At 72.3% G+C, this 24,469-nt stretch carries 25 protein-coding genes; 10 read left to right on the plus strand and 15 right to left on the minus strand.

Going from position 1 to position 24,469, the window contains the following annotated elements:
* The first annotated feature begins 87 nt into the window (after positions 1-87).
* A complete protein-coding gene (locus tag ACXR2U_RS06635; RefSeq protein ID WP_458824163.1) occupies positions 88-735 on the plus strand; it encodes a hypothetical protein in 648 nt (215 codons plus the stop codon).
* 28 nt (positions 736-763) lie between these two features.
* Here the strand turns inward: ACXR2U_RS06635 and ACXR2U_RS06640 are convergent, their stop codons facing one another.
* From ACXR2U_RS06640 to ACXR2U_RS06650, 3 genes are all read right to left on the minus strand, one after another.
* Positions 764-1,345 (minus strand): PAS domain-containing protein, encoded by a 582-nt coding sequence (locus ACXR2U_RS06640; protein WP_458824164.1) that lies wholly within the window; start codon positions 1,343-1,345, stop codon positions 764-766.
* Between the two features lie 122 nt (positions 1,346-1,467).
* Positions 1,468-2,730, minus strand: coding sequence for a tyrosine--tRNA ligase (gene tyrS, locus ACXR2U_RS06645; protein ID WP_458824165.1), 1,263 nt, complete (start codon positions 2,728-2,730; stop codon positions 1,468-1,470).
* A 30-nt stretch (positions 2,731-2,760) separates the two neighbouring features.
* Positions 2,761-4,161 (minus strand): NAD-dependent succinate-semialdehyde dehydrogenase, encoded by a 1,401-nt coding sequence (locus tag ACXR2U_RS06650; RefSeq protein ID WP_458824166.1) that lies wholly within the window; start codon positions 4,159-4,161, stop codon positions 2,761-2,763.
* A gap of 59 nt (positions 4,162-4,220) precedes the next feature.
* Here ACXR2U_RS06650 and ACXR2U_RS06655 point away from each other — a divergent pair, with 59 nt between their 5' ends.
* Both ACXR2U_RS06655 and ACXR2U_RS06660 read left to right on the plus strand, forming a co-directional pair.
* Complete coding sequence (locus ACXR2U_RS06655; protein ID WP_458824194.1) at positions 4,221-4,670, plus strand: nitroreductase family deazaflavin-dependent oxidoreductase; 450 nt, start codon at positions 4,221-4,223, stop codon at positions 4,668-4,670.
* A gap of 48 nt (positions 4,671-4,718) precedes the next feature.
* Positions 4,719-5,603, plus strand: a complete 885-nt coding sequence (locus ACXR2U_RS06660; RefSeq protein ID WP_458824167.1) for a dioxygenase family protein — start codon at positions 4,719-4,721, stop codon at positions 5,601-5,603.
* 46 nt (positions 5,604-5,649) lie between these two features.
* On the opposite strand, the gene ACXR2U_RS06665 is transcribed toward ACXR2U_RS06660, so the two are convergent.
* The 7 genes from ACXR2U_RS06665 to ACXR2U_RS06695 form a co-directional block, all read right to left on the minus strand.
* On the minus strand, positions 5,650-6,438 hold the full coding sequence (locus ACXR2U_RS06665; protein ID WP_458824168.1) for an enoyl-CoA hydratase/isomerase family protein: 789 nt from the start codon (positions 6,436-6,438) through the stop codon (positions 5,650-5,652).
* Position 6,439: 1 nt separating this feature from the next.
* The gene (locus ACXR2U_RS06670) at positions 6,440-7,594 is read right to left on the minus strand and encodes an acyl-CoA dehydrogenase family protein (RefSeq protein ID WP_458824170.1); all 1,155 of its coding nucleotides are present in this window, start codon (positions 7,592-7,594) and stop codon (positions 6,440-6,442) included.
* Between the two features lie 2 nt (positions 7,595-7,596).
* Positions 7,597-9,294: an acyclic terpene utilization AtuA family protein gene (locus ACXR2U_RS06675; protein ID WP_458824195.1), complete on the minus strand. Its 1,698-nt coding sequence runs from the start codon at positions 9,292-9,294 to the stop codon at positions 7,597-7,599.
* Positions 9,295-9,368: 74 nt separating this feature from the next.
* Entirely contained in the window at positions 9,369-10,175 is an 807-nt protein-coding gene (locus ACXR2U_RS06680; RefSeq protein ID WP_458824171.1) for a TIGR03084 family metal-binding protein, read from the minus strand.
* Positions 10,175-10,939 carry an enoyl-CoA hydratase/isomerase family protein gene (locus ACXR2U_RS06685; RefSeq protein WP_458824173.1) on the minus strand — a complete coding sequence of 255 codons (765 nt, stop codon included), beginning with the start codon at positions 10,937-10,939 and terminating at the stop codon, positions 10,175-10,177. The genes ACXR2U_RS06680 and ACXR2U_RS06685 overlap by 1 nt, the downstream gene beginning before the upstream one ends.
* Positions 10,932-12,920, minus strand: coding sequence for an acetyl/propionyl/methylcrotonyl-CoA carboxylase subunit alpha (locus ACXR2U_RS06690; RefSeq protein ID WP_458824174.1), 1,989 nt, complete (start codon positions 12,918-12,920; stop codon positions 10,932-10,934). The genes ACXR2U_RS06685 and ACXR2U_RS06690 overlap by 8 nt, the downstream gene beginning before the upstream one ends.
* Positions 12,921-12,927: 7 nt before the next feature.
* Complete coding sequence (locus tag ACXR2U_RS06695) at positions 12,928-14,526, minus strand: acyl-CoA carboxylase subunit beta (protein WP_458824175.1); 1,599 nt, start codon at positions 14,524-14,526, stop codon at positions 12,928-12,930.
* Positions 14,527-14,696: 170 nt separating this feature from the next.
* Between ACXR2U_RS06695 and ACXR2U_RS06700 the strand changes: the two genes are divergently transcribed.
* Both ACXR2U_RS06700 and ACXR2U_RS06705 read left to right on the plus strand, forming a co-directional pair.
* Positions 14,697-16,373 (plus strand): AMP-binding protein, encoded by a 1,677-nt coding sequence (locus ACXR2U_RS06700; protein ID WP_458824177.1) that lies wholly within the window; start codon positions 14,697-14,699, stop codon positions 16,371-16,373.
* Positions 16,370-17,965: an AMP-binding protein gene (locus ACXR2U_RS06705; RefSeq protein WP_458824179.1), complete on the plus strand. Its 1,596-nt coding sequence runs from the start codon at positions 16,370-16,372 to the stop codon at positions 17,963-17,965. The genes ACXR2U_RS06700 and ACXR2U_RS06705 overlap by 4 nt, the downstream gene beginning before the upstream one ends.
* Before the next feature lie 13 nt (positions 17,966-17,978).
* Here the strand turns inward: ACXR2U_RS06705 and ACXR2U_RS06710 are convergent, their stop codons facing one another.
* Both ACXR2U_RS06710 and ACXR2U_RS06715 read right to left on the minus strand, forming a co-directional pair.
* Positions 17,979-18,992: a TIGR03617 family F420-dependent LLM class oxidoreductase gene (locus ACXR2U_RS06710; protein ID WP_458824180.1), complete on the minus strand. Its 1,014-nt coding sequence runs from the start codon at positions 18,990-18,992 to the stop codon at positions 17,979-17,981.
* Positions 18,993-18,996: 4 nt separating this feature from the next.
* Positions 18,997-19,596 carry a TetR/AcrR family transcriptional regulator gene (locus tag ACXR2U_RS06715; RefSeq protein WP_458824181.1) on the minus strand — a complete coding sequence of 200 codons (600 nt, stop codon included), beginning with the start codon at positions 19,594-19,596 and terminating at the stop codon, positions 18,997-18,999.
* Between the two features lie 66 nt (positions 19,597-19,662).
* On the opposite strand from ACXR2U_RS06715, the gene ACXR2U_RS06720 reads away from it, so the two are divergent.
* Complete coding sequence (locus ACXR2U_RS06720; protein WP_458824182.1) at positions 19,663-19,983, plus strand: DUF1330 domain-containing protein; 321 nt, start codon at positions 19,663-19,665, stop codon at positions 19,981-19,983.
* A 24-nt stretch (positions 19,984-20,007) separates the two neighbouring features.
* On the opposite strand, the gene ACXR2U_RS06725 is transcribed toward ACXR2U_RS06720, so the two are convergent.
* Both ACXR2U_RS06725 and ACXR2U_RS06730 read right to left on the minus strand, forming a co-directional pair.
* Complete coding sequence (locus tag ACXR2U_RS06725) at positions 20,008-20,727, minus strand: hypothetical protein (protein WP_458824183.1); 720 nt, start codon at positions 20,725-20,727, stop codon at positions 20,008-20,010.
* Complete coding sequence (locus ACXR2U_RS06730) at positions 20,724-21,350, minus strand: RNA polymerase sigma factor (RefSeq protein WP_458824184.1); 627 nt, start codon at positions 21,348-21,350, stop codon at positions 20,724-20,726. Before ACXR2U_RS06730 ends, ACXR2U_RS06725 begins: the two co-directional genes overlap by 4 nt.
* Before the next feature lie 159 nt (positions 21,351-21,509).
* On the opposite strand from ACXR2U_RS06730, the gene ACXR2U_RS06735 reads away from it, so the two are divergent.
* From ACXR2U_RS06735 to ACXR2U_RS06745, 3 genes are read left to right on the plus strand one after another with little or no spacing between them, the layout of a single operon-like run.
* Entirely contained in the window at positions 21,510-22,181 is a 672-nt protein-coding gene (locus tag ACXR2U_RS06735; protein ID WP_458824185.1) for a hypothetical protein, read from the plus strand.
* Complete coding sequence (locus ACXR2U_RS06740) at positions 22,154-22,438, plus strand: DUF6458 family protein (protein WP_458824186.1); 285 nt, start codon at positions 22,154-22,156, stop codon at positions 22,436-22,438. The genes ACXR2U_RS06735 and ACXR2U_RS06740 overlap by 28 nt, the downstream gene beginning before the upstream one ends.
* 47 nt (positions 22,439-22,485) lie before the next feature.
* A complete protein-coding gene (locus ACXR2U_RS06745) occupies positions 22,486-22,641 on the plus strand; it encodes a DUF6131 family protein (protein WP_458824187.1) in 156 nt (51 codons plus the stop codon).
* 10 nt (positions 22,642-22,651) lie between these two features.
* Here ACXR2U_RS06745 and ACXR2U_RS06750 read toward each other — a convergent pair whose 3' ends face one another.
* Positions 22,652-23,119: an AAA family ATPase gene (locus ACXR2U_RS06750; RefSeq protein ID WP_458824188.1), complete on the minus strand. Its 468-nt coding sequence runs from the start codon at positions 23,117-23,119 to the stop codon at positions 22,652-22,654.
* Between the two features lie 85 nt (positions 23,120-23,204).
* Between ACXR2U_RS06750 and ACXR2U_RS06755 the strand changes: the two genes are divergently transcribed.
* Positions 23,205-24,311, plus strand: a complete 1,107-nt coding sequence (locus tag ACXR2U_RS06755; RefSeq protein ID WP_458824189.1) for a DNA glycosylase AlkZ-like family protein — start codon at positions 23,205-23,207, stop codon at positions 24,309-24,311.
* The last annotated feature ends 158 nt before the right edge of the window (positions 24,312-24,469 follow it).

A 24,469-nucleotide genomic window follows, 5' to 3' on the forward strand; every position in this document is an offset into this window, starting at 1 on the left:
CGTCACCTCCGTGATCCGCGCCGGGCGGAGTGGCACCGGCGCGGGCACGGGGGTGACAGCACCGCGCGTCCGGGGTAGGCGACAGAGGTGGAGGACATCGAGATGCCGGCCGTGCTGGACGCCCACGAAGCCCGGCTCGGGGGAGCGTTGGCGGCGGCCGGGGACGACAGCGCCCGCGTGACGCTGCTGCAGTCGGAACTGGACGCGGCGTGCAGCTACGGGGCCCGGCTGTGGCACGAGCTCGACCGCGCCCGCCGGGCGTTCCTCGGCGCGCTGCCGGACCCGGACGCCCCTGACGAGCCACGCCGCTTCCTCACGGCGCCCCGGGGGCCGGACGACGAGGAGGGGTGGGAGGCGTGGCGGAGCGCGTACGCCGGCGCGACCGCGGCGCTGGCCGGACCGTCCGGTGACAGCGGGTTCGGGTACCACGAGGCCGCCCGCGAGGCGCAGCGCCGGCGAGGCGTCTTCCACGCCGGCCCCCGGACGGCCGAACTCGGCCGGCGGGCCGCCGAGGCCGCGAGCCAGGTCGAGGCGGCACGGTCGGCGGGCCGGGTGCAGGAGGCCCAGCAGCTCGACCGGTCGCCGACCGCCGAGGCGAGCCCGGCCCGTGACGACCACGCGCCGGAGCCGTCTCGCGCGCTCCCGGCCCGGGTCGTCGTGTCGGCCGCCCTCGCCGCGGGAACGGCGGTGGCCGGGTACCTGCTCGGCCGGCGCCGCCCGGCCGCGTCCCGCTGACGCGCGGTGGCGGCTGAGGAACTCGGCGTCAGGCGGCGACCTGGTCGGCGAGGACGCGGCCGACCAGGACCTCGGCCGGGCCCGGTTCCCGGACGACGTGCATCACCACCGGACGCATCGCGCCGTCGGTACGGATGATGCGTTGCGGGAACACCACCGGACCGTGCTCGGTCGCGGCCGTCAGCACCAACCGCTCGACGCTCACCCGGTCGTCGACGTACTTGTGCGACTGGTGGCGACCGATCGTGGGGGCGACGGATCCGCGCGGGTAGCCGTACAGGTCGTACATGCCGCCGGACCACTGCATCGACTGGTCGGAGGTGTCCCACCGCCAGGACGCGACCTCGACGCGGGCGACCCGGCGCAGCGTGGTCGCGACCGCGGCCACCGGCGGGACGGCGGGTGGGGCGTCACCGGGTTCCGGGGCGAGCAGCGCGGCCGCCACGCTGCGGTAGGCCGTGTGCAGGGCACGGCCGACCTCGGCGCGGGACAGCTCCAGCTGGCGCGCGGTCTCGGCGATGGACCGGTCGTGGACGTACACGCTGCGCACCACCGTGCGCTCCACAGCGGACAGGCCTACCCACGTCGTGACGAGATCGGTGGCGACCACGGGCGATTCCTACCGCAGGTCGCGTTCGTCCGCATCTCGGCGACCAAGATCATCTCACGACAACTTCTCGAGAGGACGATGTCCGCCGGCGAAGCGTGGGCGGACGCCGCCGCGCCGACGTGTCAGCCCACCTCGACCGCGGCGAGGGAACGACGACCGTGGCGCAGCAGGACCCAGCGACCGTGCAGCAGGTCGTCCGGCCCGACCGTGGCGTCCTCGTCGGCGACCTTGACGTTGTTGACGTGCACCGAGCCCTGTCCGATGGCACGCCGGGCCGCCGACTTGCTGGCGGCGAGGCCGGTGGCGGCGAGCAGGTCGACAACCGGGTGCGGGCCTGCACTCACCGTTGCAGAGGGCAACTCAGCGGCCGCGTCACGGAGAGTCTCGGCGTCGAGGGCCGCGAGGTCGCCCCGGCCGAACAGCGCCGAGCTGGCGTCGCGCGCCCGCTGCATCGTTGTTGCACCGTGCACCAGTGTCGTGACGTCCTCGGCCAGGGCGCGCTGGCCCTCGCGGGCGGCTGGGCGCTCGGCCGTCGCCGTCGCGAGCTCGTCGATCTGCTCGCGGGACCGGAACGTGAACACCTTGAGGTAGTCGGGAACCTTGGCGTCCTCGGCGTTGAGCCAGAACTGGTAGAAGGCGTACGGCGAGGTCATGGTCGGGTCGAGCCAGATGGCGCCGCCCTCCGTCTTGCCGAACTTCGAGCCGTCGGCCTTGGTGATGAGCGGGGTCGCGATCGCGTGGACGGCGACCCCCTCGGTGCGGTGCACGAGGTCGGTGCCGGCGGTGAGGTTGCCCCACTGGTCGGAGCCGCCGGTCTGCAGCACGCAGCCGAAACGGCGGTACAGCTCGTGGAAGTCCATGCCCTGCAGCAGTTGGTAGGAGAACTCGGTGAAGCTGATGCCGGCCTCGCTGGTGAGGCGGGCAGCCACGGACTCCTTGGCGAGCATCCGGTTGACCCGGAAGTGCTTGCCGACGTCGCGCAGGAAGTCGATCGCCGACATCGGCGCGGTCCAGTCGAGGTTGTTGACCACCCGCGCCGGGTGTGAGCCGTCGAAGTCGAGGAACCGTTGCACCTGCGAACGAATCTTCTCGACCCAGCCCTCGACGACGTCACGCTCGTTGAGCACACGCTCGCCGGACATGCGCGGGTCGCCGATGAGACCGGTCGCGCCGCCGACGAGCGCGAGGGGGTCGTTCCCGCCGTCCTGGATACGCCGCATCGTCAACAGCTGCACCAGGTTGCCGATGTGCAGGCTCGGCGCGGTGGGGTCGAACCCGCAGTAGAAGGTCAACGGCCCGTCGGCGAAACGCTTGCCGATGGCGTCGAGATCGGTGGACATCGCCACCAGTCCCCGCCAGGTCAGGTCGTCGAGCACGTCGGTCACCCGTCGAGTATCCCGGACGGGCGCGAGCGACTACTTCGGCGGTGCAGCCTCGAACGTGCGGACCAGGCGGCGGTTGGCGAACTCGAACATGCCGAGCTCGGACAGCTCCCGGCCGTAGCCCGACCGCTTCACCCCACCGAACGGCAGCTCCGCCGACGACCCGGAGGGCTGGTTGATCCACACCATCCCGGACTCGAGCCGGTCGGCGACCTCCCGGGCCCGTTCGGTGTCGCCGCTGTAGACGACGGCCGACAGCCCGTAGGTCGTGTCGTTGGCGAGGCGGACGGCGTCGTCCTCGTCGGCCGCGCGGTAGACCACCGCGGCGGGGCCGAACAGCTCCTCGGAGTACGCCCGCATCTCCGGGGTGACGTCGGCGAGCAGCGTGGCGTCGACGAACGCGCCCGCGTGCTCGGGGCGCCCGCCGCCGGCGAGCACGGTCGCGCCCTTGTCGACGGCGTCCTGGATCTGCGCGGCCAGTTCGGCGGCCGCCGCTTCGGTCGACAACGGCCCGAGGGTGGTCGCCGGGTCGGACGGGTCGCCGGGGGCGAACGTGCCGAACGCCTGCTGCAGGCCGGCCACGACGTCGTCGTACACGCTGTCGAGCACGATGATCCGCTTGGCGGCGATGCAGGCCTGGCCGGTGTTGGCCATCCGTCCCATGGTCGCGGCCTTGACCGTCTTGGCGAGGTCGGGGGTGTCGAGGACGACGAACGGGTCGCTGCCGCCGAGTTCGAGCACCGACTTCTTGAGGTACCTGCCGGCCAGCGACGCGACACTCGAGCCCGCCCGCTCGCTGCCGGTGAGGGTGACGCCCTGCACGGCCGGGTGGGCGATGACCTGTTCGACGTCGTCGATCGCGAGGAACACGTTGGTGTAGACGCCCTCGGGAACCCCGGCGTCGAGGAACAGCTGCTCGAGGGCGAGGGCGGTCTGCGGGTTGAGCTCGCTGTGCTTGAGCAGCACGGCGTTGCCGAGCGGGAGGTTGGGGGCGACCACCCGCACCACCTGGTAGAGCGGGTAGTTCCACGGCTCGATCGCGAGGATCACGCCGACCGGCTCGTTGAGAACGACCGCCTCGCCCTTCATCACCTCGATCGTGCGCGGCGCGAGGAACTTCTCGGCGTTCTCGGCGTAGTACCGCAGGATGCTGACCGCCAGGGCGACCTCGCCCGCGGCCTCCTTGATGCGCTTGCCCATCTCCTTGGTGATGAGGGCGGCGAACTCGTCGCGGCGCTCCTGCAGGAGGTCGGCCGCCCGGCCGATCACGGCCGCGCGGTCGGCGACGCTCCGCCCTCGCCACTGCAGGTAGGCCGCGTGCGCCCGCTCCACCACGCCCGGCACCGCGTCCGACGCGAGGAACGCGAACTCCTGCTCGGTCTCGCCCGTGTACGGGTTGACGGTGGCGAACGGACGCGAAGCCGTGGCGGTCATGTGCTCAGGTCTACTCGATCGGCGTCGCCACCGCACGGACCGGGCGCGGCCGTGGTTGGCTGCGGCCCGTGAGCGACTTCAACACCAGGATCATGGACCAGTTCCACGCCGACGACGGCCGGGTCGGCCCGCCCTTCGGGGGCGCGCCGATGGTGATCGTGCACCACCGGGGCCGCAGGAGCGGGGCCGAGCACGTCGTGCCGATGGTCTACCTGCGCGACGAGACCGACCCCGACACCGTTTACGTCTTCGCGTCGAAGGCGGGCGCGCCGACCAACCCCGACTGGTACCTCAACCTGGTGACGGCCGGGACCGGCGAGGTCGAGGTCGGGCCGCCCGGCGAGGCCACCGGCATCGAGCGGTACGCCGTCGCGGTGCGGGAACTGCACGGCGAGGAGCGCGACCGGGTCTACGCCGCCCAGGTCGCGGTCATGCCGGGCTTCGCCGACTACGAGGAGAAGACGAAGGGCATCCGCACCATCCCGGTGTTGGGGCTCACCCGGGCCTGACCACCCGAGTGGTTGAACCTTCAACCGCTTGTCCGTACCGTGGCGGTCATGCCGATCTCCACGACCGCCGCGGCCGACGCCGCAGTGCCGTCGTCGCACCCGTTCCGGGCCCACCTGGAGCGGGCGGCGGCGGCCGCGCCCCACGTGACGTGGACGCCCGACGACGGCCCGCTACCCAGCCTCTACCTCTCCCACGGCGCACCGATGCTGTTCGAGATGGCCGACTGGATGACCGAGCTGCACACCTGGGCGCATGCGCTGCCGCGGCCGCGGGCCGTCCTCATCGTCTCGGCGCACTGGGAATCGGCGCCGCTCGCGGTCAGCGCGAGCGCCCCGGCGGAGCTGGTCTACGACTTCGGCGGCTTCGCGCCGATGTACTCGCGGATGCGGTACGACACCCCCGATCCCTCGGCGCTCGCCCGCGAGGTCGCCGCGCTGATGCCGGACCGTGAACCGTTGCACCAGCACCCGTCGCGCGGGCTCGACCACGGCGCGTGGGTGCCGCTGAAGATCATGTACCCCGAGGCCGACATCCCCGTGCTGCAGCTGTCGATGCCGACCCACGACGCCACCCGGCTGCTCGCGCTCGGCGAACGGCTGCGGGTGCTGCGCGAGAGCGGGGTGCTGGTCATCGGGTCGGGCTACATGACCCACGGGCTGCCGTTCATCGACTTCCACGACCTCGACTCCGTTCCCGGCTGGTCGTCGGACTTCGACCTCTGGGCCGCCGACGCACTCGAGCGCGGCGATGTCGAGGAACTCGCCCGCTACCGCGCGTCCGCCCCCGGCATGCCCTACGCGCACCCGACGGCCGAGCACTTCACCCCACTGTTCGTCACCCTCGGCGCCGCGACCGACCCGACCGCCCCGGTCACCACCACCGTGGACGGCTTCCGCATCGGCCTGTCCAAGCGGTCGTTCCAGGCCGCCTGACCGCGCCTCGCGCACGTCCCTCCACTCACAGGAGTGCAGGGGTGGTTCAGGGGAAGCGGGCGTCGCGACCGGCGGCGTAGGAGCGGACGCCCTCGAGCATGTCGGGCGAGGCCCACCCGCGGTGGAACTCCGCCAGGTCGGCGTTGACCTGCTCGTCCCAGCCGGCGTCGTGACGGCGGTGCAGCATGCGCTTCACCGCGGCGAGGCTGGCGCGGCTGCGGCTCGCGAGGGTCTCGGTCAGCCGGTCGACGGTGGTCTCGAGGTCGGCGGCGGGGACCACCTCGGTCACCAACCCCCAGTCGGCGAGGGTGGCCGCGGGCAACGTCTCCGACAGCATCAGCACCCGCGCGGCCCGGCCGGCGCCGACCTTGTCGACCAGGGCCGCGGCGGCGCCGACGGCGGGCGCGATGCCGCGGCGGGCGTGCGCGTCGGTGAACGTGGCGTGCTGGGCCGCCACGACGAGGTCGCAGCACAGCACCAGTTCCAGACCGCCCGCAGCGCACACCCCGTTGACCGCGGCGACCACCGGTGCCGACAGGGTGCGCAGCCGCGAGAACGTGGCGGCCAGCGGATGCAGGAAACCGCTCTCGAACGCGGCGAGACCGTCTGGTTCCCCGAGGGCGGCGGACATGGCCACGAGGTCGGCGCCGGCGCAGAACGCCCGACCGGCGCCCGTCAGCACCACCACCCGGACGGCCGGATCGGCCTCGACCCGGTCGAGGGCCTCCGCCATCGAGGCGACCATCGCCGGCGTGATCGCGTTGAGCTTGTCCGGGCGGTCGAGCACCAACCACGCCGCTGCGCCACGCCGCTCGTACCGGAGATCGCCCGGCACGTCAGTAGGAACGCGGCAGGGCGAGGCTGTGCTGCGCGACGTAGTTGAGGATCATCTCGCGGTTGACCGGTGCTATGCGCAACAGTCGGGCGATGCCCCACATCGGCACGAGTCCGTACTCCGTGCTGATCCCGTTGCCGCCGTGGGTCTGGATCGCGGCGTCGACCGCGGCGAGCGCCGCCTCGGCCGCGGCGTACTTCGCCATGTTGGACGCCTCCCCCGCGGGCTCGCCCTGATCGTGCTGCCAGGCGGCCTTGGCGGTCATCAGCGCGGCCAGCTCGACCTCGATCTTCGCCTTGGCCAGCGGGTGCGACACGCCCTGGTGGCTGCCGATCGGAGCGCCCCAGACCGCCCGCGTGCGGGCGTACGCCGCGGCCTTGTCCAGGGCGTACCGCCCGACCCCGACGCACACCGCGGCCCCGGTGATCCGTTCCGGGTTGAGGCCGTGGAAGACCTGCGCCAGGCCGTCGCCCTCGGTGCCGACCAGCGAGCCGCTCGGCACGCGGACGTCGTCGAAGAACAGGGTGAACTGCTGCTCGGGCAGCGCCGCGCTCACGGGCAGTGGCGCGGCGACCAGCCCCGGTGCGTCGGTCGGCACGATGAACAGCGAGAGTCGACCTCGGCCGGACGCCTCGTCGACCCCCGTCCGGGCCACGACCAGCACGGCTTCGGCGTCGTCGACCCCGGAGATGTAGTACTTCGTCCCCGACAGCAGCCAGTCGTCGCCGTCGCGCCGCGCGGTGGTCGACAGCTGGTGACTGTTCGTGCCGGCTTCCGGTTCGGTGATGGCGAAGACCATCTTGGTGTCGCCGCTCGCCATCGGCGGCAGCCACCGCTGCTTCTGCTCGTCCGAGCCGTACCGCGCGAGCACCTCGGCGCTGATCGCCGCCGACACCAGCAGCAACAGCAGCGGCGCGCCGGCCGCCGCGGTCTCCTCGCAGACCACGGTCAGTTCGGCGAGGCCCGCCCCGCCCCCGCCGTACTCCTCGGGGATGTTGATGCCGACGAACCCCTGCGCACCGAGCGCCTTCCACAACTCGGTGGTGGGTTCGTGCCGCTCGGCGTGCTCGGCGTAGTACCGCGGTCCGAACGACCGCGTGACCTCGCCGACCGCCTCCCGGAGCGCGCGGTGGTCGGGGTCGGTACGGAAGTCCATCGTCACAGGCCTTTCGGGAGCAGGGAGATCGGGATGTCGACGTGGCGCGAGCGCAGGAACTCGCCGAGGCCCTTGGCCTGCGGGTCGGGCCGCGTGGACGAGGCCACACCCTCGCCGAGCAGACCGACCACGACGAAGTTCAGCGCCCGCAGGTTCGGGAGTTCGAAGCGACGGACGACCAGGTCCGTTGCTTCGGGCAACAGTTCCCGGAAACGATCGATGGTGAGGTGTTTCCGGAGCCAGGCGTGGGAGGTGTCGTCGCGCGTCCACAGCCCGACGTTGGCGTTGCCGCCCTTGTCACCGGACCGGGCGCCGCAGACCGTCCCGAGCGGGACGCGGGCGGTCGGTCCGTCCACCGAAGAGACGGCGGCCGCGGCCTCGACCGGAGTGTGGCGGCCCGGCCCTGTGGGGGTCGGGGGCACGACGACGGTCCGGCCGTCCGGGAGCGTGACGGTGTGGGTCAGCACGTCGACCGGGACGGTCGTCGGCCAGTACACGCCGTAGGCACTCTCGGCGCTCGGCACGGTGGTGGTGTGGAAGCCCGCGTACCCGCCGAGAGCGAGCTCGTTGACCGCCGCCGGGAAGCGACGTCCGACCTTCCCCGGATCGGGGTCCTTGACGGTGACGCGCAGGTGCGCCGTCGCCTCGGGGTTGCTCGGGGCGTCCGGGTGGTCGAAGCGCAGCAGGCGGACGTCGACGTCGGCGAACTGCTCGCGCCCGCCGAGGATCTCGAACAGTTCGCCCTCCGCCCACGCGGCCTTCTCCTCGATGTCGAGGCCGGTCAGCACGAGGGTCATGGTGTTGCGGAACCCGCCGACGAAGTTCACGGCGACCTTGGCGGTGTCCGGGGGCGGGCTGCCCACCGCTCCGCTGAGGCCGACCCGGTGCTCACCGACCTGCGTGACGCGCACGGTGTCGAAGTGCGTGACGACGTCAGGGTTCGCGTAGGCCGGCTCGGCGATCTCGTACAGCAGCTGGGCGGTGACCGTGCCGGCCGAGACCAACCCGCCCGTGCCCGGGTGTTTCGTGATGACACTGCTGCCGTCGGCCGCGACCTCGGCGATCGGGAAGCCCGGGTAGCGGCGGTCGGTGATCTCGGCGAGGAACGAGTAGTTGCCGCCGGTGGCCTGCGGCCCGCACTCGATCACGTGTCCGGCCGCGACCGCGCCCGCGAGCGCGTCGAAGTCGTCACGCGCCCAGCCGTGCCACCACGCCGCCGGACCGACCACGAGCGAGGCGTCGGTGACGCGCGGGCAGACCACGATGTCCGCGCCGGCGTCGAGAGCGGCGGCGATGCCCCAGCCGCCGAGGTACGCGTTCGCGGTCACCGGTCGCGCGCCCGACTCGGTGAGCGTCACGCCGGTGTCGAGGTTCGCGAGGTCGTGGCCGGCGGCGAGCAGCTCGGGCACGCGGTCGACCAGGTCGTCACCGCTGACGTGGGCGATGCGGGGGTGCAGCCCGAGTCGTTCGGCCAGGGCGGCGAGGTGTTCCGCGAGGCCCGCGGGGTTCAGCCCGCCCGCGTTGTTCACGATCTTGATGCCCCGGTCGAGGCAGGTGCCGAGGACCTGCTCGAGCTGACCCAGGACCGATCGCGCGTAGCCGGCCGACGGGTCCTTGGCCTTGGCCTTCCAGAGGATCAGCATGGTGAGCTCGGCCAGGTAGTCGCCGGTGAGGACGTCGATCGGGCCGCCCTCGACCATCTCGCGGGTCGCGGCGTCGCGGTCGCCGTAGAAGCCGGAGGCGTTGCCGATGAGCACCGGCCGGCGCGGCGTGGTCACGACGCGCCACCGGTCGTCGTCCGGGGCGCTCGACCGTCGGACGGGGCGCCGGCGAACACCTGCGCGATGCCGATCCACGCGGTGGCGGCCGGTCCGCGGACCTCGAGGTCGGTGTCGGTCACGTGTCGACGCTGGGCCACCACGAGACAGAAGTCCAGTGCCGTGCCCGTGACACGGTCGACCGCGTCCGGCGGACCCCACGCCCACGGCTCCCCCGTGGGCCCGGTCAGCTCGACCCGGACGGGTGTCTCCGGCGCCGGTCGACCCCGCAACGCGAAGGCGAACCCCCTCGTCCGCACGCCGAGGTCGGCGACGTGGCGCAGGCGGGTGGTCGCCGGTCGGGCGAGGCCGAGCGCATCGACGACGTCCTGACCGTGCGCCCAGGTCTCCATCAGCCGAGCTGTCAGCGAGGACGCCGGACCCATGTCCGGTCCGTACCACGGCAGTCGGGCGCCGAGGTCGACGTCCCGGAAGGTCGCGAGCAATGCGGCCCGACTGCTGCGGAACCAGGCGAGCAGGTCGGCCGGCGGGTCGTCGTGGTGACGCGCGGCGATGCGGTCGGGGAAGTCCGTCCCGCCTCCGACGAGGGTCGCCGCCTCGGCGCGGAAGCGGTCCGGATCGGTGACGGCCAGGGTCGCGGTGTCGTCGAAGTAGGCGAGGTGGCTGACCTGGTCGGCGACGCTCCACCCCTCGGCGGGCGTCGGCAGCGACCACTGCACGACGTCCAGGGACGCGAGGACCGCGTCGAGGTCGGCGGATTCGGCAGCGAGGTCGTCGAGGAGAGCAGGGAGGTCGACCGGCATCAGCGGCCGGTCCAGACCGGCGCCCGCTTGTCGCGGAACGCCGCCGGGCCCTCCTGGGCGTCGGCGGAGCGGTACACCGGCTCCCAGATCCGCTCGGCCTCGTCGAACGCGTCGGCGAGCGACATCCGCACGGACAGTCCCACGGTCGCCTTCGCCGCGGCGACCGACAGCGGCGCGTTGGCGGCGATGCGCTCGGCGAGGGCCTGCACGGTGTCGGTGAGCGCGGCGAGCGGCACCACCTCGTTGACGAGGCCGACCTCGTAGGCGCGCTGTGCGGTGACCGGGTCACCGGTGAGCAGGATCTGCATCGCGATGCGCGGGGGCAGCCACCACGACAACGGCACCGCCCAGGGCGAGCCGCGCCCGACCTTGACCTCGGTCACCGCGAACGACGCCGTCTCGGCGGCCACGACGAGGTCGCAGTTCTGCGCGAGCAGGAAGCCACCGGCGAACGCGACGCCGTTGACCGCGGCGATGGTCGGCTTGGTGATCTCGACGTTGCGACCGAACTGGGGCAGGAAGTCCGGCGGCGGAACCGTCAACGCGGTGTCGGCCATCTCCTTGAGGTCGCCGCCGGCGCAGAACGCGCGGTCACCCGCTCCGGTCAGCACCAGCACCCGGGCGTCGTCGTCGGCGTTGAAGCGGCGCACGCCGGCGAACAGGCCCTCGCGCACGGCGCGGCTCAGCGCGTTGCGCGCCTCCGGCCGGTCGATGGTCAACCAGGCGACCCCCCGGCGTACCTCGTACGTGACGACCTCACCCATCGGCGGCGACCTCCTCGATGACGGCGAGTACGGCGCCGGTGTCGACCTGGGCGCCGACGGCCACCGCCAGTCCGGTCACCACGCCGTCGCTCGGCGCGTTGACGGTGTGCTCCATCTTCATGGCCTCGACGGCGAGGATGGTCGCGCCGGCGCGCACGGTGTCGCCGATGCTCGCCTCGATCCGCACGACGGTGCCGGGCATCGGCGCCAGCAGCGACCCGGGGTGGGCGACGGCCGACGGGTCGGGGAACCGGTCGACGACCTCGAACGCGGTGTGCCCGAGCGGGCTGTCGACGAAGACCGCGCTCCCGGACGTGAGGACGGTGAACGCACGTCGGACGCCCCCCACGACCAGTTCGACCAGGTCCGGACGGGCCGTCACGACGGTGATCTCGCCCAGGCCGACGCCGTCGACCTCGGCCGTGAGCGCGTCGCCGTGCAGCCCGTACCGGACCTCGACCGGGTCGCCCGCGACGCGGTAGCCGACCACCTGGGGCGAGCTCCGGTTGTTGCGCCAACCGGACGGGAGGGTCGCGAGCACCGGGGCCGCGGCTCGGTGTGACGCCTGCGCAGCGACGGCCGCCGCGACCGCGTGCCGCGCCGTGGTGGCCGGGTCGACGACCGGGCGGCGCAGGTCCTCGTGCCGGTCGAGGTAGCCGGTGTCCATGTCGCCCGCGGCGAACGCGGATTCGCGCAGCACGCCGACCAGCAGGTCGCGGTTCGTGGTGACGCCGTGCAGGCGGGCGCGGTCCAGGGCGGCCGCCAAGATGCGACGGGCGTCGTCACGGGTCGGGCCGTGGGCGATCACCTTGGCCAGCATGGAGTCGTAGAACGTGCTGACCCGGGTGCCCGACGCGAACCCGGCGTCGACCCGGAGCCCGGGCCGGGCGGGGATGTCGAACGTGACGACGTCACCGCTGGTCGGCAGGTAACCACCGGGGACGTCCTCGGCGTAGAGGCGGGCCTCGACCGCGTGACCCTGCAGCCTGGCGTGCACGACGTCGTCGGCCAGCGGACGGCCGTCGGCGACCTCGAGTTGCACCCGCACCAGGTCCAACCCGGTGACCGCCTCGGTGACCGGGTGCTCGACCTGCAGGCGGGTGTTGACCTCGAGGAAGAAGAAGTCACCGTGGCGGTCGAGGACGAACTCGACCGTCCCCGCCCCGACGTAGCCGATGGCCTCCCCCGCCGCGACCGCGGCGCGGCACAACGCGTCCCGCAGGATGTCGTCGACCGCGGGGGACGGCGCCTCCTCGATGATCTTCTGGTAGCGCCGCTGGATCGAGCACTCCCGCTCGAACAGGTGGACCACGGTGCCGTGGGTGTCGCCGACGATCTGGACCTCGACGTGGCGGGGTGCGTCGACGAAGCGTTCGAGGAACACGGTGCCGTCACCGAACGCCGATGCGGCTTCGCGCCGCGCGCCCGCCACCGCGTCGACCACCTCGGAGACCGACCGGACGATGCGCATGCCGCGGCCGCCGCCTCCGAAGGCAGCCTTGACGAGCAGGGGGAAACCGACCCGCTCGGCGGCAGCGACGACCTCGTCGTCACCCGGCTCGTCACCGGCTCCGAACACCGCCCCGGGCAGCACGGGGACGCCGGCCGCGGCCATGAGTTCCTTGGCGGCGGTCTTCGACCCCATGGCCTCGACGGCCTCGGGGGTGGGACCGACGAAGGTCAGTCCGGCGGCGGCGCACCGGCGGGCGAAGTCCGCGTTCTCGGAGAGGAACCCGTACCCGGGGTGCACCGCGTCGGCGCCGGTCGCGGCGGCAGCCCCGAGCACGGCGTCGACGTCGAGGTAGGTCTCGGCCGGCGTGGACCCCGGCAGCCGGACGGCTTCGTCGGCCGCACGGACGAAGGGCAGCCCGGCATCGGGATCGCTGTACACAGCAACGGTCGCGATGTCCATGGCTCGCGCGGTGCGCATGACGCGGGCCGCGATCTCGCCGCGGTTGGCGACGAGCAGCCTGGTGATCACCGGGCGCTCACATCCGGAAGACGCCGAAACCACGGCGTCCGGCGACCGGCCCGGAGTGGGCGGCCGAGAGGGACATCCCGAGCACCGTGCGGGTGTCGCGGGGATCGATGACACCGTCGTCGTAGAGCCGGGCGGTGATGAAGAAGGCGTGCGACTCGGCCTCGATCTGCTCCTCGATGGCCTTCGTGCGGCGGACGTCGGCCTCGACGTCGAACTCACGCCCCGCGGAGTCGGCGGCCGCGCGCCCCACGATCGACATGACGCCGGCGAGCTGCCCGGCCCCCATGACCGCGAGTTTGGCGTTGGCCCACGCGAACATCAGCCGTGGGTCGTAGGCGCGTCCGGACATGCCGTAGTTGCCGGCGCCGAACGACGCCCCGATGTTCATCGTGATGTGCGGGACGTCGGAGTTCGTGACCGCGTTGATCATCTTGGCGCCGTCCTTGATGATCCCGCCCTGCTCGTACCGGGCGCCGACCATGTAGCCGGTCGTGTTCTGCAGGAAGACCAAGGGGGTGTCGGTCTGGTTGGCCAGCAGGATGAACTCGCTCGCCTTCTTGGCCTCCTCGCTGAACAGGACGCCTCGCGCGTTCGCGAGGACCCCGACCGGGAAACCGTGCACGGAGGCCCAGCCGGTCACGAGGCTGGTGCCGTAGCGGGGTTTGTACTCACTGAACCGCGAACCGTCGACCACCCGGGCGAGGACCTCGCGCGGGTCGAACGGCACCCGGAAGTCACCCGAGGCGATGCCGAGCAGTTCCTCGGGGTCGTACAGGGGTTCGTCCGCGGGCTCGGTCGGGCCGGGTCCGCGCTTGCGCCAGTGCAGGTCGGCGACGATCTGGCGCCCGATGCGGATCGCGTCGACCTCGTCGACCGCGAAGTGGTCGGCGACGCCGGACACCCGCGAGTGCATGTCCGCTCCACCGAGGGACTCGTCGTCGGAGTCCTCGCCGGTGGCCATCTTCACCAGCGGCGGGCCGCCGAGGAAGACCTTGGCCCGGCCGTCGACCAGCACCGAGTAGTCGCACATGCCCGGGACGTAGGCGCCGCCCGCGGTGGAGTTGCCGAACACCAGCGCGATGGTGGTGATGCCCATCGACGACAGTTCGGTGAGGTCGTGGAAGATCTTGCCGGCGTTGACGAACAGGTCGGACTGGGTCGGGAGGTCGGCACCGCCGGACTCGACGAGGTTGATCACGGGCAGCCGGTTGCGGCGGGCGATCTCGAGAGCGCGGAGGTTCTTGCGCAACGTGTAGGGGTTCATCGCCCCGCCTCGGACGGTCGGGTCGTGCGCGATGATCACGCACTCGACGCCCGAGACCACACCGATCGCGGTGATGATGCTCGCCCCGACCGAGAACTCGGTGCCCCACGCGGCGAGGGACGAGAGCTCGAGCAGCGGCGAGTCGCGGTCGACGAGCAGCTCCACCCGTTCCCGGGCGAGCAGCTTGCCGCGGGAGCGGTGGCGCGCGGCGTACCGCTCGCCGCCCCCGGCGCGGGCCAACTCGAGCTGCTCGTCGAGGGCCGCGATCGCGGCGAGTTGGATGGCGCGGTTGCGACGGTGGTCCTCGGACGAGGTGTCCACGTAGGAACGCAGGACCGGCACGTCCGAGATGTTAACCGTCGTTCACTTGACTGCCAAGAACCACGGGTGCCGAACTCGGGGACGCGCGGTCTTCCATCGGCGCCGTGCGCGGCCCTAGAGTGGTCGGCACTGTGAACGGCGGATCACATCCGTCGTCGGGCCAGACGTCGGTTCGTCAGAGAGGACGAGACGTGGATCCGGAGTTCGACGTCACCAGCCTGCACCACCGACGTGCGACGCACCGGTGGGAGCGCACCAGCGTCGGGGACCTGCTGGAACGGCTCACGTGGAGCCTGCCGGACAAGGAGGCGATCCGGGGCCGACCGGGCGCGTTCACGGAGCCCGCGTACGAGAGCCTGACCTACCGCCAGGCCGACGAGTTGGCCAACCGGCTCGCCCACGGGTTCCTCGCCCGCGGCCTGCACCGCGGCGACGTCGTCATGATGTTCTGCGAGAACTCGGTCGAGGCGTTCGTGACCAAGATCGGACTCGCCAAGGCCGGGCTGGTCGCGGCCCCGATCAACCCGTCGATGGCGCCGGACATGCTCTCCGCCATGACCGCCCTGGTCGAGCCCGCCACCGCGATCGTCGACGCCGAACTCTGGCCCCGGATCGCCGCCGTCTTCGCGGCCGCGGGCGTCGAGGTCGCCGTGACGATCCCGCTCGGCGGCGGCGCGGTTCCGGGCAGCGTCACCTTCGCCGAGTTCGAGGCCGGACAGCCGTCCACCGAGCCCGACGTCGAGATCCACGGCGACGACATCTGGGAGATCCTGTTCACCTCGGGCACGACCGCGTTGCCCAAGGGCGTGATGATCTCGCACACGACCAGCTACATGGCCGGCTTCGGCTTCGCGCTCTCGCTGACCCGGGGGTTGCAGTTCGAGTCCGACCTGCGGGTCGGCACCGGGCTGCCGATGATCTACCACGTGGGCGATCAGCCCTTCACGTACTCGGTGTTCCTGTCCGGCGGCAGCCTGGTCCTGTGCCGGCGGCCCGAGCCGACGGCCCTCGCCGAGATGGTGGTCGAGGAGGCCGTGACCGCGTGGTGGGCGGGCTCGCCCGCGATGGTCGGGGCGATGGACGCCACGCTCACCGCCCGGCCGGATCTCTCCGCGACCACCCTCGGCGTCATCGTCTACGGCTGGGCCGAGCTCGCACCGGCGGTGCTGGCCTCGATGAAACGGCACTGCGGCGACGACCTGCTGGTGTTCGAGATCTTCGGCCAGACCGAGTCGATCTCGTGTCACCGGTTCTGGCCGGACAAGTGGGCCGAGCTCTACGCCCGCACCGCGCCGCAGGACAACTACGTCGGCATCCCCAGCCCGATCCTGGCCTCGACCGTCATGGACCCGCTCGGCGCGGACCTCGCGGGTTCGCCCGGTGTGGCGGGCGAAGCCGTGTACCGCTCGCCGTCGATGATGGCGGGCTACTACAAGGACGAGGAGGCGACCCGGACCGCCTTCCGCGACGGCTGGTTCCACTCCGGCGACAGCTGCGCGTACGACGACGACGGGCTGCGCATCATGCTCGACCGGTACAAGGACATCGTGAAGACCGGCGGGGAGAACGTGTCCAGCCTGCGGGTCGAGGCGGTGCTCAACCTGCACCCGGACGTCGAGAAGGCCGTGGTGATCGGGCTTCCCCACGCCCGGTGGGGCGAGGCGGTGACGGCCGTCGTGGTCCGCAAGCCGGGGACGGACCCCTCCGAGGCCGAACTCGTGGCGCACTGCCGGACCACGCTCGCGGGCTTCGAGACGCCCAAGGGCGTCGTGTTCGTCGACGGCCTGCCGGAGACGATCGGCGGCAAGGTGCTGAAGTACAAGCTCCGCGCGAACCACGCCCACACGTTCGACGGGGTCACGGCGTGACGGACGCGGAGCTGGCCGACAACCTGATCCACCGGGTCAACGTCGGTGACAGCCTGACCCGGACGGCCGCGCGGTACCCGGGACGCACGGCGCTGGTCGAGGCCGGCCGGAGCGTGACGTACGCCGAGTTCGACGCGCTGGTCAACCGGCTGGCGCAGCGGCTGGACGCGAACGGCTACGAGCGCGGCGACGCCCTCGCCCTCGCCTCCGGCAACAGCATCGACTTCCTCGTCGTGTACTACGCGTGTGCCAAGCTCGGCCTGGTCTGCGTGCCGGTCAACCTGCAGTGGAAGTCGCCCGAGATCGCCTACGTCCTCGGCCATTCGCAGGCCCGCGGCATCATCCTGGAATCGCAGCTGGTCGACCTGGTCGCACCGGCGTTGGCGGAGACGCCCTCGGTGACCGACGTCGTCGTGGCCCCGGGCACCGGCGCCGACTGGCGGTCGCAGGTGGAGGGCGCGGACTGGCCCACCCTCGCGGAGTACGTCGCGGACGCGCCGGCCACCTCACCGGAACGGTTCGTCGGCGACCGTGACCCGCTGACCTACCTCTACACGAGCGGGACGACCGCGGCGCCGAAGGGCGTGGTCGGCAACCACACGGCGATCCACCTCGAGTCCCTGACGATGTGCGTGGAAGCGCAGTTCCGCGACACCGACCGGTTCGTGGCGATGCTGCCGATGTTCCACACCGCGCAGCTCAACTGCTTCTGCACCCCGGCCGTCATCCTGGGCGCGACCCTGTTCATCGAGCGGGCGTTCGACGCCGGACGGTTGCTGGCCCTGATCCCCGAGCAGGGCATCACCCACGTGTTCGGGTTGCCGATGATGTACCGCGCCATGCTCGACCATCCCGCGATGGCGACGGCGGACCTGTCCTCCCTGCGCCGGTGCTGCTACGCCATGGCGCCCATGCCCGACGCCCAACTCGACGCGTGCCTCGAGCAGTTCGGGTGCGACTTCTTCCTGCTGTTCGGGCAGACCGAGATGAGCCCGACCACGACGATCTTCCGGCCCGAGCACCAACGCAGCCACCGCGGCGCGGTGGGTACCCCGGTGGTCAACGTCCAGGTCGCGATCATGGGCGAGGACGGAGCGCTGCTCCCGACCGGTGAGTCCGGCGAGATCGTCTACCGCGGCCCGCACGCACTGACGGGGTACCTGCGCGACCCGGACGCCACCGCGGCCGCGTTCGAGCACGGCTGGTTCCACTCCGGTGACCTCGGCCGGTTCGGGGACGACGGCGTGCTCTGGTTCAGCGACCGGAGCAAGGACGTCATCAAGACCGGCGGTGAGAACGTGGCCTCGATGGAGGTCGAACGGGCGCTCTACGCGGCCGATCCCGACATCGCCGAAGTGGTCGTCGTCGGACTGCCGCACGAGCGCTGGAGCGAGGCCATCACGGCCTTCGTCGTCCCGCGGGAGGGGGCGACCCTGGACCAGGCGCGGATCATCGCGGCGGTCGGTGAGCGACTCGACCGCTACAAGACCCCGAAGGCCGTCGTGGTCGTCGACTCCCTGCCGCGGACCTCGACCGGCAAGATTCAGAAGCACGTCGTGCGGCGCGAGCACGCGGACCTCTACCGGTCCTGACGCCGGCGAGGGATCAGGCCTGCGCCGCCGCCACGACGCGGGCCTGCAGCTCGTCGGTCAGCGGGTGGGGCGCGTAGAGGGTGAAGCGGTCGGCGACGTCGCCGAAGCGGCGACGGATCTCCGTGCCGACGTGTTCGGGCGCCCCGACCACCGCGAAGGCGCCGAGCACGTCGTCGTCGACCAGGTCGGTCATGGTGTCCCACCGGCCGCGGCGGGACAGGACGTGCAGCTCGTCGGCCAGGTCGCCCCAGCCGTGCAGGTCCAGCACGCCCCGGTAGGCCGGGGTCGATCCGTAGAACGCGATCTGCGCACGCGCGCCGGCGGTCGACGCCGCCAGGGACTCCTCGGTGTCACCCACCGCGACGATGCCGGGGAAGACCACCGCGAACGCCGACCGGTCGCGTCCGGAACGCGCCACACCCTCGGCCACGGCGGGCAGGGTCACCTCGCGCAGGTACCGCTCGGTGGTGAAGCCGTGGACGATCAGACCGTCGGCGACCTCGGCGGCGACCTGGGTCATGCGGGTGCCGACGGCCGCGAGCATGACCGGCGGCTTGCCGAACTCGGACGGCGGCGGCGAGAACATCGGCGTCATCAACGTGTGGTGGTAGAAGTCGCCGCGGAAGTCCAGCCGGCCGGCGTCCTGCCAGGCGTCCCAGATCGCGTGGAGCGCGAGGACGAACTCCCGCATGCGGGCGGCGGGTTCGGACCACGGCATGCCGAAGCGGCGTTCGACGTGCGGCTTCACCTGCGACCCGAGCCCGAGGATCATCCGGCCGCGGCTGAAGACCTGCAGGTCCATCGCCTGGTACGCGACGGTCATCGGCGTCCGCGCGAACGCGACCGCGATGCCGGTCCCGAGGCGGAGGCCGGTCGACCGCTCGGCGACGAGCGCGAGCGGGAGGAACGGGTCGTGGTCCATCTCGGTGGTCCAGACGCCGTCGAGGCCCATGCTCTCCGCCGCCGCGGTCTGGTGGGCCACCGCGCCGAGACCTTCGCGCGTACCGAGGTTCCCGTCGATCAACACCGGGTCAGCCCTTCATCAGGACGGCTCGCGCGGACTGGCGGAGCACGGCGCGCAGGTCGTCGTCCGGGAGGCCCGAGACGTGCTGCAGTGACGACTGGATCGCGCCGATCGCACCGTGCACGAGGGTGCGGGCGGTCAGGTCGGAGAGATCCGGCCGCACCTCGGTGAGCAGGTGCACCCACTCCTCGAGGTACAGGCGCTGCTTGCGACGCAGGCTGCGTTGGTCGGCGGCGGGCAGGTTCGCGATCTCCCGGAAGTAGACCTGGGCGACGTCGCGGTCGTCGACCACGAACGCGATCTGCCCGTCCACGAGCCGGGTGAGGGACGCCCGGGGATCGGCGTCGGTGTCCGCCGCCACGGACTGGCCCTCGGACAGCAACCGGTCGATCACCCGGTCGAACATCGCGACCAGGACGGCGGGCTTGCTCTCGTAGTGGCGGTAGATCGCGGACGCGGTGATGCCGACCTCGCCGCCGATGTCCTCCATCGACACCGCGTGGAACCCGCGCTTCGCGAACAGGGTGGCGGCGGCACCGAGGATCTGTTGCTTGCGGGCCGGGTCGCGCCGACGCACGGCGACGGTGGCACCACCCTTCGACGTCACGACCGCAGTGTAGTGAACCGCGGTTCACAGTGGTGGGCGTCGGCGAGGGTGCGCCACACTGCCGGGGTGTCCGTCTACGCGCTCAACCTGTTCGACGTGGCCGACCGGGAGGAGTACCTCGCCTACTCCCGCCGCTCGGCCGCGGCCGTGGTCGAACACGGTGGCCGGGTGGTCGCGCTGGGGAAGTTCCGCGCCGCGCAGGTGGGCGACATCGAACCGCGGCAGGTGATGATCCTGGTCGAGTGGGACTCGCCCGAGGCGTTCGACTCCTACTGCAACGATCCCGAGTTGGCCGATCTGCACCCGCACCGGGTCGACGGCACCTCGGCGTACGTCTGGCACCTTTTCGACCGGCTCGACGACCTGCGGCCGATCCTGCGTCCCTGACCCGGTCCGAGCTGACCGGGTCGCTCAGCCGTCGCCGTCCTCGCCCTGGCCGTTCTCGCCCTGGCCGTCCTCGTCCTGCTGGTCCGGTGAGGCGGAGGACGACCGCGCCTCGCCCCCGCTCGGCGAGGGGGAACGGCTCGACGACGGGGTGCGCGACGAGGTGGACGTCGGGGAGCCCGACCCCGAGCCGGTCGGGGAGCCGGTGGGCGAGGTCGTGCTCGTCGCGCCCACCGACGCGGTGTCGGTGACCGTCGAGCTGAGGGTCGGCGTCGGGGACGACGTCGAGGTGGAGGTCGGGGACGAGGTCGGCGAGCCGCCGCCGGTACCGCTCGTGGTCGACGGAGTCGGCGTCGGGACCACCGAGGACGTCGCCGGGGCGGGTGCCGGGTGGTGCCGCACGGTGGCGGCGACCCCGACGCCGATGCCCCCGAGAGCGGCGGCCGCGGCCACGCCGATGAGGACCTTGGTGGCGAGGGTGGTCGCCGCGAGCGCCGTGACCAGGCGACGACCGCGGGCGGGGCGGGCGGGCTCCGGCGTCACGGGTTCCGGCCGGGATCCCGGCTGGGGCGCGGGGGCCGGCGCCTGGCCCGCCTCACGGAAGGCCCGCAGCGCCGACTCCAGGGCGACGGTGTCGACGGCGCCGCTGGTGTCGCGGGCGGCGTCGACCAGGCCGAGCAGCGCCGGGTCGCCGTCGACGTCGGCGCGCCAGTCGTCCGACCCGCGGCCGGGGAGCAGGGGGCTCATGCCCGTCCTCCTTCGGCTCGGACCTCACGGGCGAGGCGCCGGAGGCCGCGGTGGGTCGCGACCCGCACCGCCCCCGGCGTCTTGGCGAGGATGGTCGCGGTGGAGCGGGTGTCCAGTCCCAGGACGACCCGCAGCATCACCGCCTCGGCCTGTTCACGGGGCAGCGCGGCGACGAGCGCGACGGCGTCCTCGGTGGCGAGGTTGGCCAGGGCGTCGGCCGCCGTGTCGTCCGGCGCGACCGAGTCCAGGCGGGCGTCGTGCGGGGTGGGATCGCTCGGCCGGCGGCTCTCGCTGCGGACGAGGTCGACGGCCCGGTTGCGGACGATGCGGGCGCACCAGCCCCGGAACCCGTCGACGTCACCGTGGAAGGTCCGGATGTCACGGGCGATGTGCAGCCAGGCCTCACTGACGACGTCGTCGGCCTGCGTCCCCACCAGGACCGTGGCGTAGCGCCGGAGCAACGGGTGCAACGTCGTGAAGACCACGGCGAACGCCGCGTCGTCACCGGCGATCGCCGCCGTCAAGACGTCGTCGTCGAGGACACGGGTGGCCCCGACCGGTGCGATCGGTGGCAGGTGCAACGGTGCCGACGGCGTGACCGGACCGGGAGGGACTTCCACCACCGGTGACTCCGCTCCCGCCTCGTCCGGACCTTGGTCCGGCGTGTTCGTCAACCCTCCGCATCGTCAGCGCCAGAGGCCCCCGTGACGTTACAGGGGCGGCAGGTTCCTGCCCTCCTGAAAGGGGTTCGGAACCCCTGGTACCGGGACAGACCCACCCCGATGTCCACCTCAGCGATCACGGTCGGCGACGGCCGCTACGTCCTCGGCGACCAGGTCTCCGCCCGTCCCGGCGGTGGGCTCTGGCGCGCCCGGGACCAGCGGCTCGGCCGCTCCGTCCTGATCCAGCGCGACGAGCGGCGGTGGCGCGGGCCGTCGGTGCAGGTCCTGGCCGTCACCACGAGCGCGGCTCTGGTCCCGGTGCTCGACGCCGACGACGCCGGCCGCACCGGCGACGTCTACGCCGTCTACCCGGACAGCGACCTGCCGACCCTCGTCGACGCGCTCCGGGCGCGCACGGCGCCGATCGCGCCCCGCGAGGCGTCCCGGGTCGCCGCCTGGCTGCTGGCCGCGCGTGAGCAGCTCGAGGCGGCGTCCGGTGAGATCGTTGCACTGGACTCCGGTTCGGTGCTGCTCGACGCGGCGGCCGCGGCCGAAGGCGCGTGCCCGGTCCGCTGGATGCCCGCGCCGGGGGCGCACCACGACGACCTGGACGACGTCCTGCGCCTGCTCGGCCGCTGTGTCCCGCGGTTGCGCCGCCGCCGCTGGCTCGCCGCCGTCGAGCTCATGTCCGACTCCCACCGCCGACCGACCGGCCGGCGGACCCACTTCGGGGCCCGCCCCGTCAGCACCAGAACGGAGAAGCCATGCGTATCGGTGGAAGCCTCTTCCTGATCGCCGTCGGCGCCATCCTGAAGTTCGCGGTCTCGGACGCGATCGACGGCGTCGACCTCGGGATGATCGGCATCATCCTCATGATCGTCGGAGCGATCGGTCTGATCATCTCCATCGTCATGATGTCGACCCGTCGCCGCACGGACGTCATCCACGAGACGACCCCGGGCTACGCGGTCGACGACCCGCGCTACGCCCAGCCCGCCCGCGGTCGCACCACCTACGTCGAGCCGGCTCCGCGCGACCCGCGGCTCTGACCGACCTCAGCACACCCCCGTTCCTCAACAGCGAAGGAGCTCCGCCCGTGATCGTCCTCGGCCTGATCCTGCTCATCATCGGTTTCGTCGCACACATCCCGATCCTCTGGACCGTCGGGATCATCCTCATCGTGGTCGGCGCGATCTTGTCGCTGCTCGGTGCCGCCGGCCGTGAGATCGGTGGCCGTCGCACCTGGTACTGAACGAGGGAGGTCAGCCGGCGCCCGCGATCGTCTCGAGGGCGTCGGCGACCTCCGTCAGCGGCACGGTGGTCGTGACCTCGTGGGTCGCGCCCGCCCGCAGCACCGGTTCCACGTCAGCGAGGTCCGCCGCGATCCGCTCGCGGTCCCCCGGGGTGGAACCGAAGGGGTTGGACCGGTAGGCCACCCGTTCCAGCACCACCGCGACCGGTGCACTGAGCAACACCACGGCGTCGAACCGGTCGTACAGGGCGCCCTGGTTGACCACGCAGCCGGCCACGAACAGCAGGCCGTGGGTGTGCCGGTCGAGCCGGGCCGCCACGGCGTCGAGATCCCACAGCGGCTCGCCGTCGACCGGACGGATCCACCCGGGCTCGTCGGTGTCGACCGTGACGTGACCACGTCCGGCGAGCACCTCGAGCACCGAGGACTTCCCGGTCCCGGACATGCCGGTCACCAGCACCGCCCGCCGCTCGCCCACCCCCACACTCTCGCAGCGTTCCCCGCGTCCGGACACCGTCGCGGGACACGTCCCGCACCTGCGCCCGGCTCGTACGCTGCGCACCGTGGACCCGCACCGGCTCTCCTGCGTCGACGCGCGGCGGATCGCGGTGCGCGCGCAGCTGCTCGACGACGACCGTCCGGTGGATCTCGTCGACACCGTCGCCCGACTGAGCTCGGTCCAGGTCGACGGCACCAAGGCCGTCGCCCCGAGCGCTGATCTGGTGCTGTGGACCCGGCTGGGCCTCGGCTACTCCCCCACCCACCTCGTCGACGCCCTCGCCGATCGTCGGCTGATCGAGTTCCGCAACCGGATCCACGACGCTCGCGACCTGCCGCTGCTGCGTTCGCTCATGGCGGCCTGGCGAGGTGGTCGCGACCTGCCGGCCTGGGCGAACGGGCGGATCGAGTGGGTGCGGGCCAACCCGCGGTTCCGCGAGGACGTGCTCGCCCGGCTGCGGGACGACGGCCCGTCGACCTCCAAGCAGATCCCCGACACCGCCGAGGTCTCGTGGCGGTCATCGGGGTGGAACAACAACCGCAACCCGGTGATGATGCTCGAATCCCTCGAGCTGCGCGGCGAGGTGGCCAGCACCGGGGTGCGACGCGGGCGGGACCTGCTGTGGGACCTCGCCGAACGGGTCCACCCACCCGGGCCGACCCTGCCGGCGGCCGAGGCCCGCCGGCGCCGCCACGAGCGGCGGTTGCAGGCGCTCGGCTTGCTGCGGGTCCGGGTGCCGAAGGACCCGGTGGAACGGGCGGGTCAACCCGACGTCGGCGAGCCCGCGGTGATCGACGGCGTCCGCGGCGAGTGGCGGGTCGACCCGGCCCAGCTCGACCGCCGGTTCGAGGGGCGGGTCGCCGTGCTGTCCCCGCTCGACCGGTTGGTCTTCGACCGCGACCGGATGGCCGAGCTGTTCGACTTCGACTACCAGCTGGAGATGTACAAACCCGCGGCGAAGCGGCGGTTCGGCTTCTGGGCGCTGCCGGTGCTCGCCGGCGACGAACTGGTCGGCAAGGTCGACGCCACGGCCGACCGGAAGGCCGGGACGCTCCGGGTCGACGCCGTCCACCAGGACGGCGCGTGGGACGACGAGCTGACCTCCGAGGTCGACGAGGAGCTCGCCGCCCTCGCGTTCTGGCTGCAACTCGACCTCGACCGCCGCCCCTGACCGACCCTGGTGAGTGGTCGGCTCCCCCCTCGAGTGGGCGGAAAAACCGGCTCTTGTGACGCATCTGTGGGTGGGTTCGGGGTGGTGAGATAGCAACACGCCGTTCTCTGTCTAGGTTTCTGGCTTGTCGAAGGTCAGCAACCATGAACGGAGAACGG

This window comes from Jatrophihabitans sp. YIM 134969, from assembly GCF_054456675.1.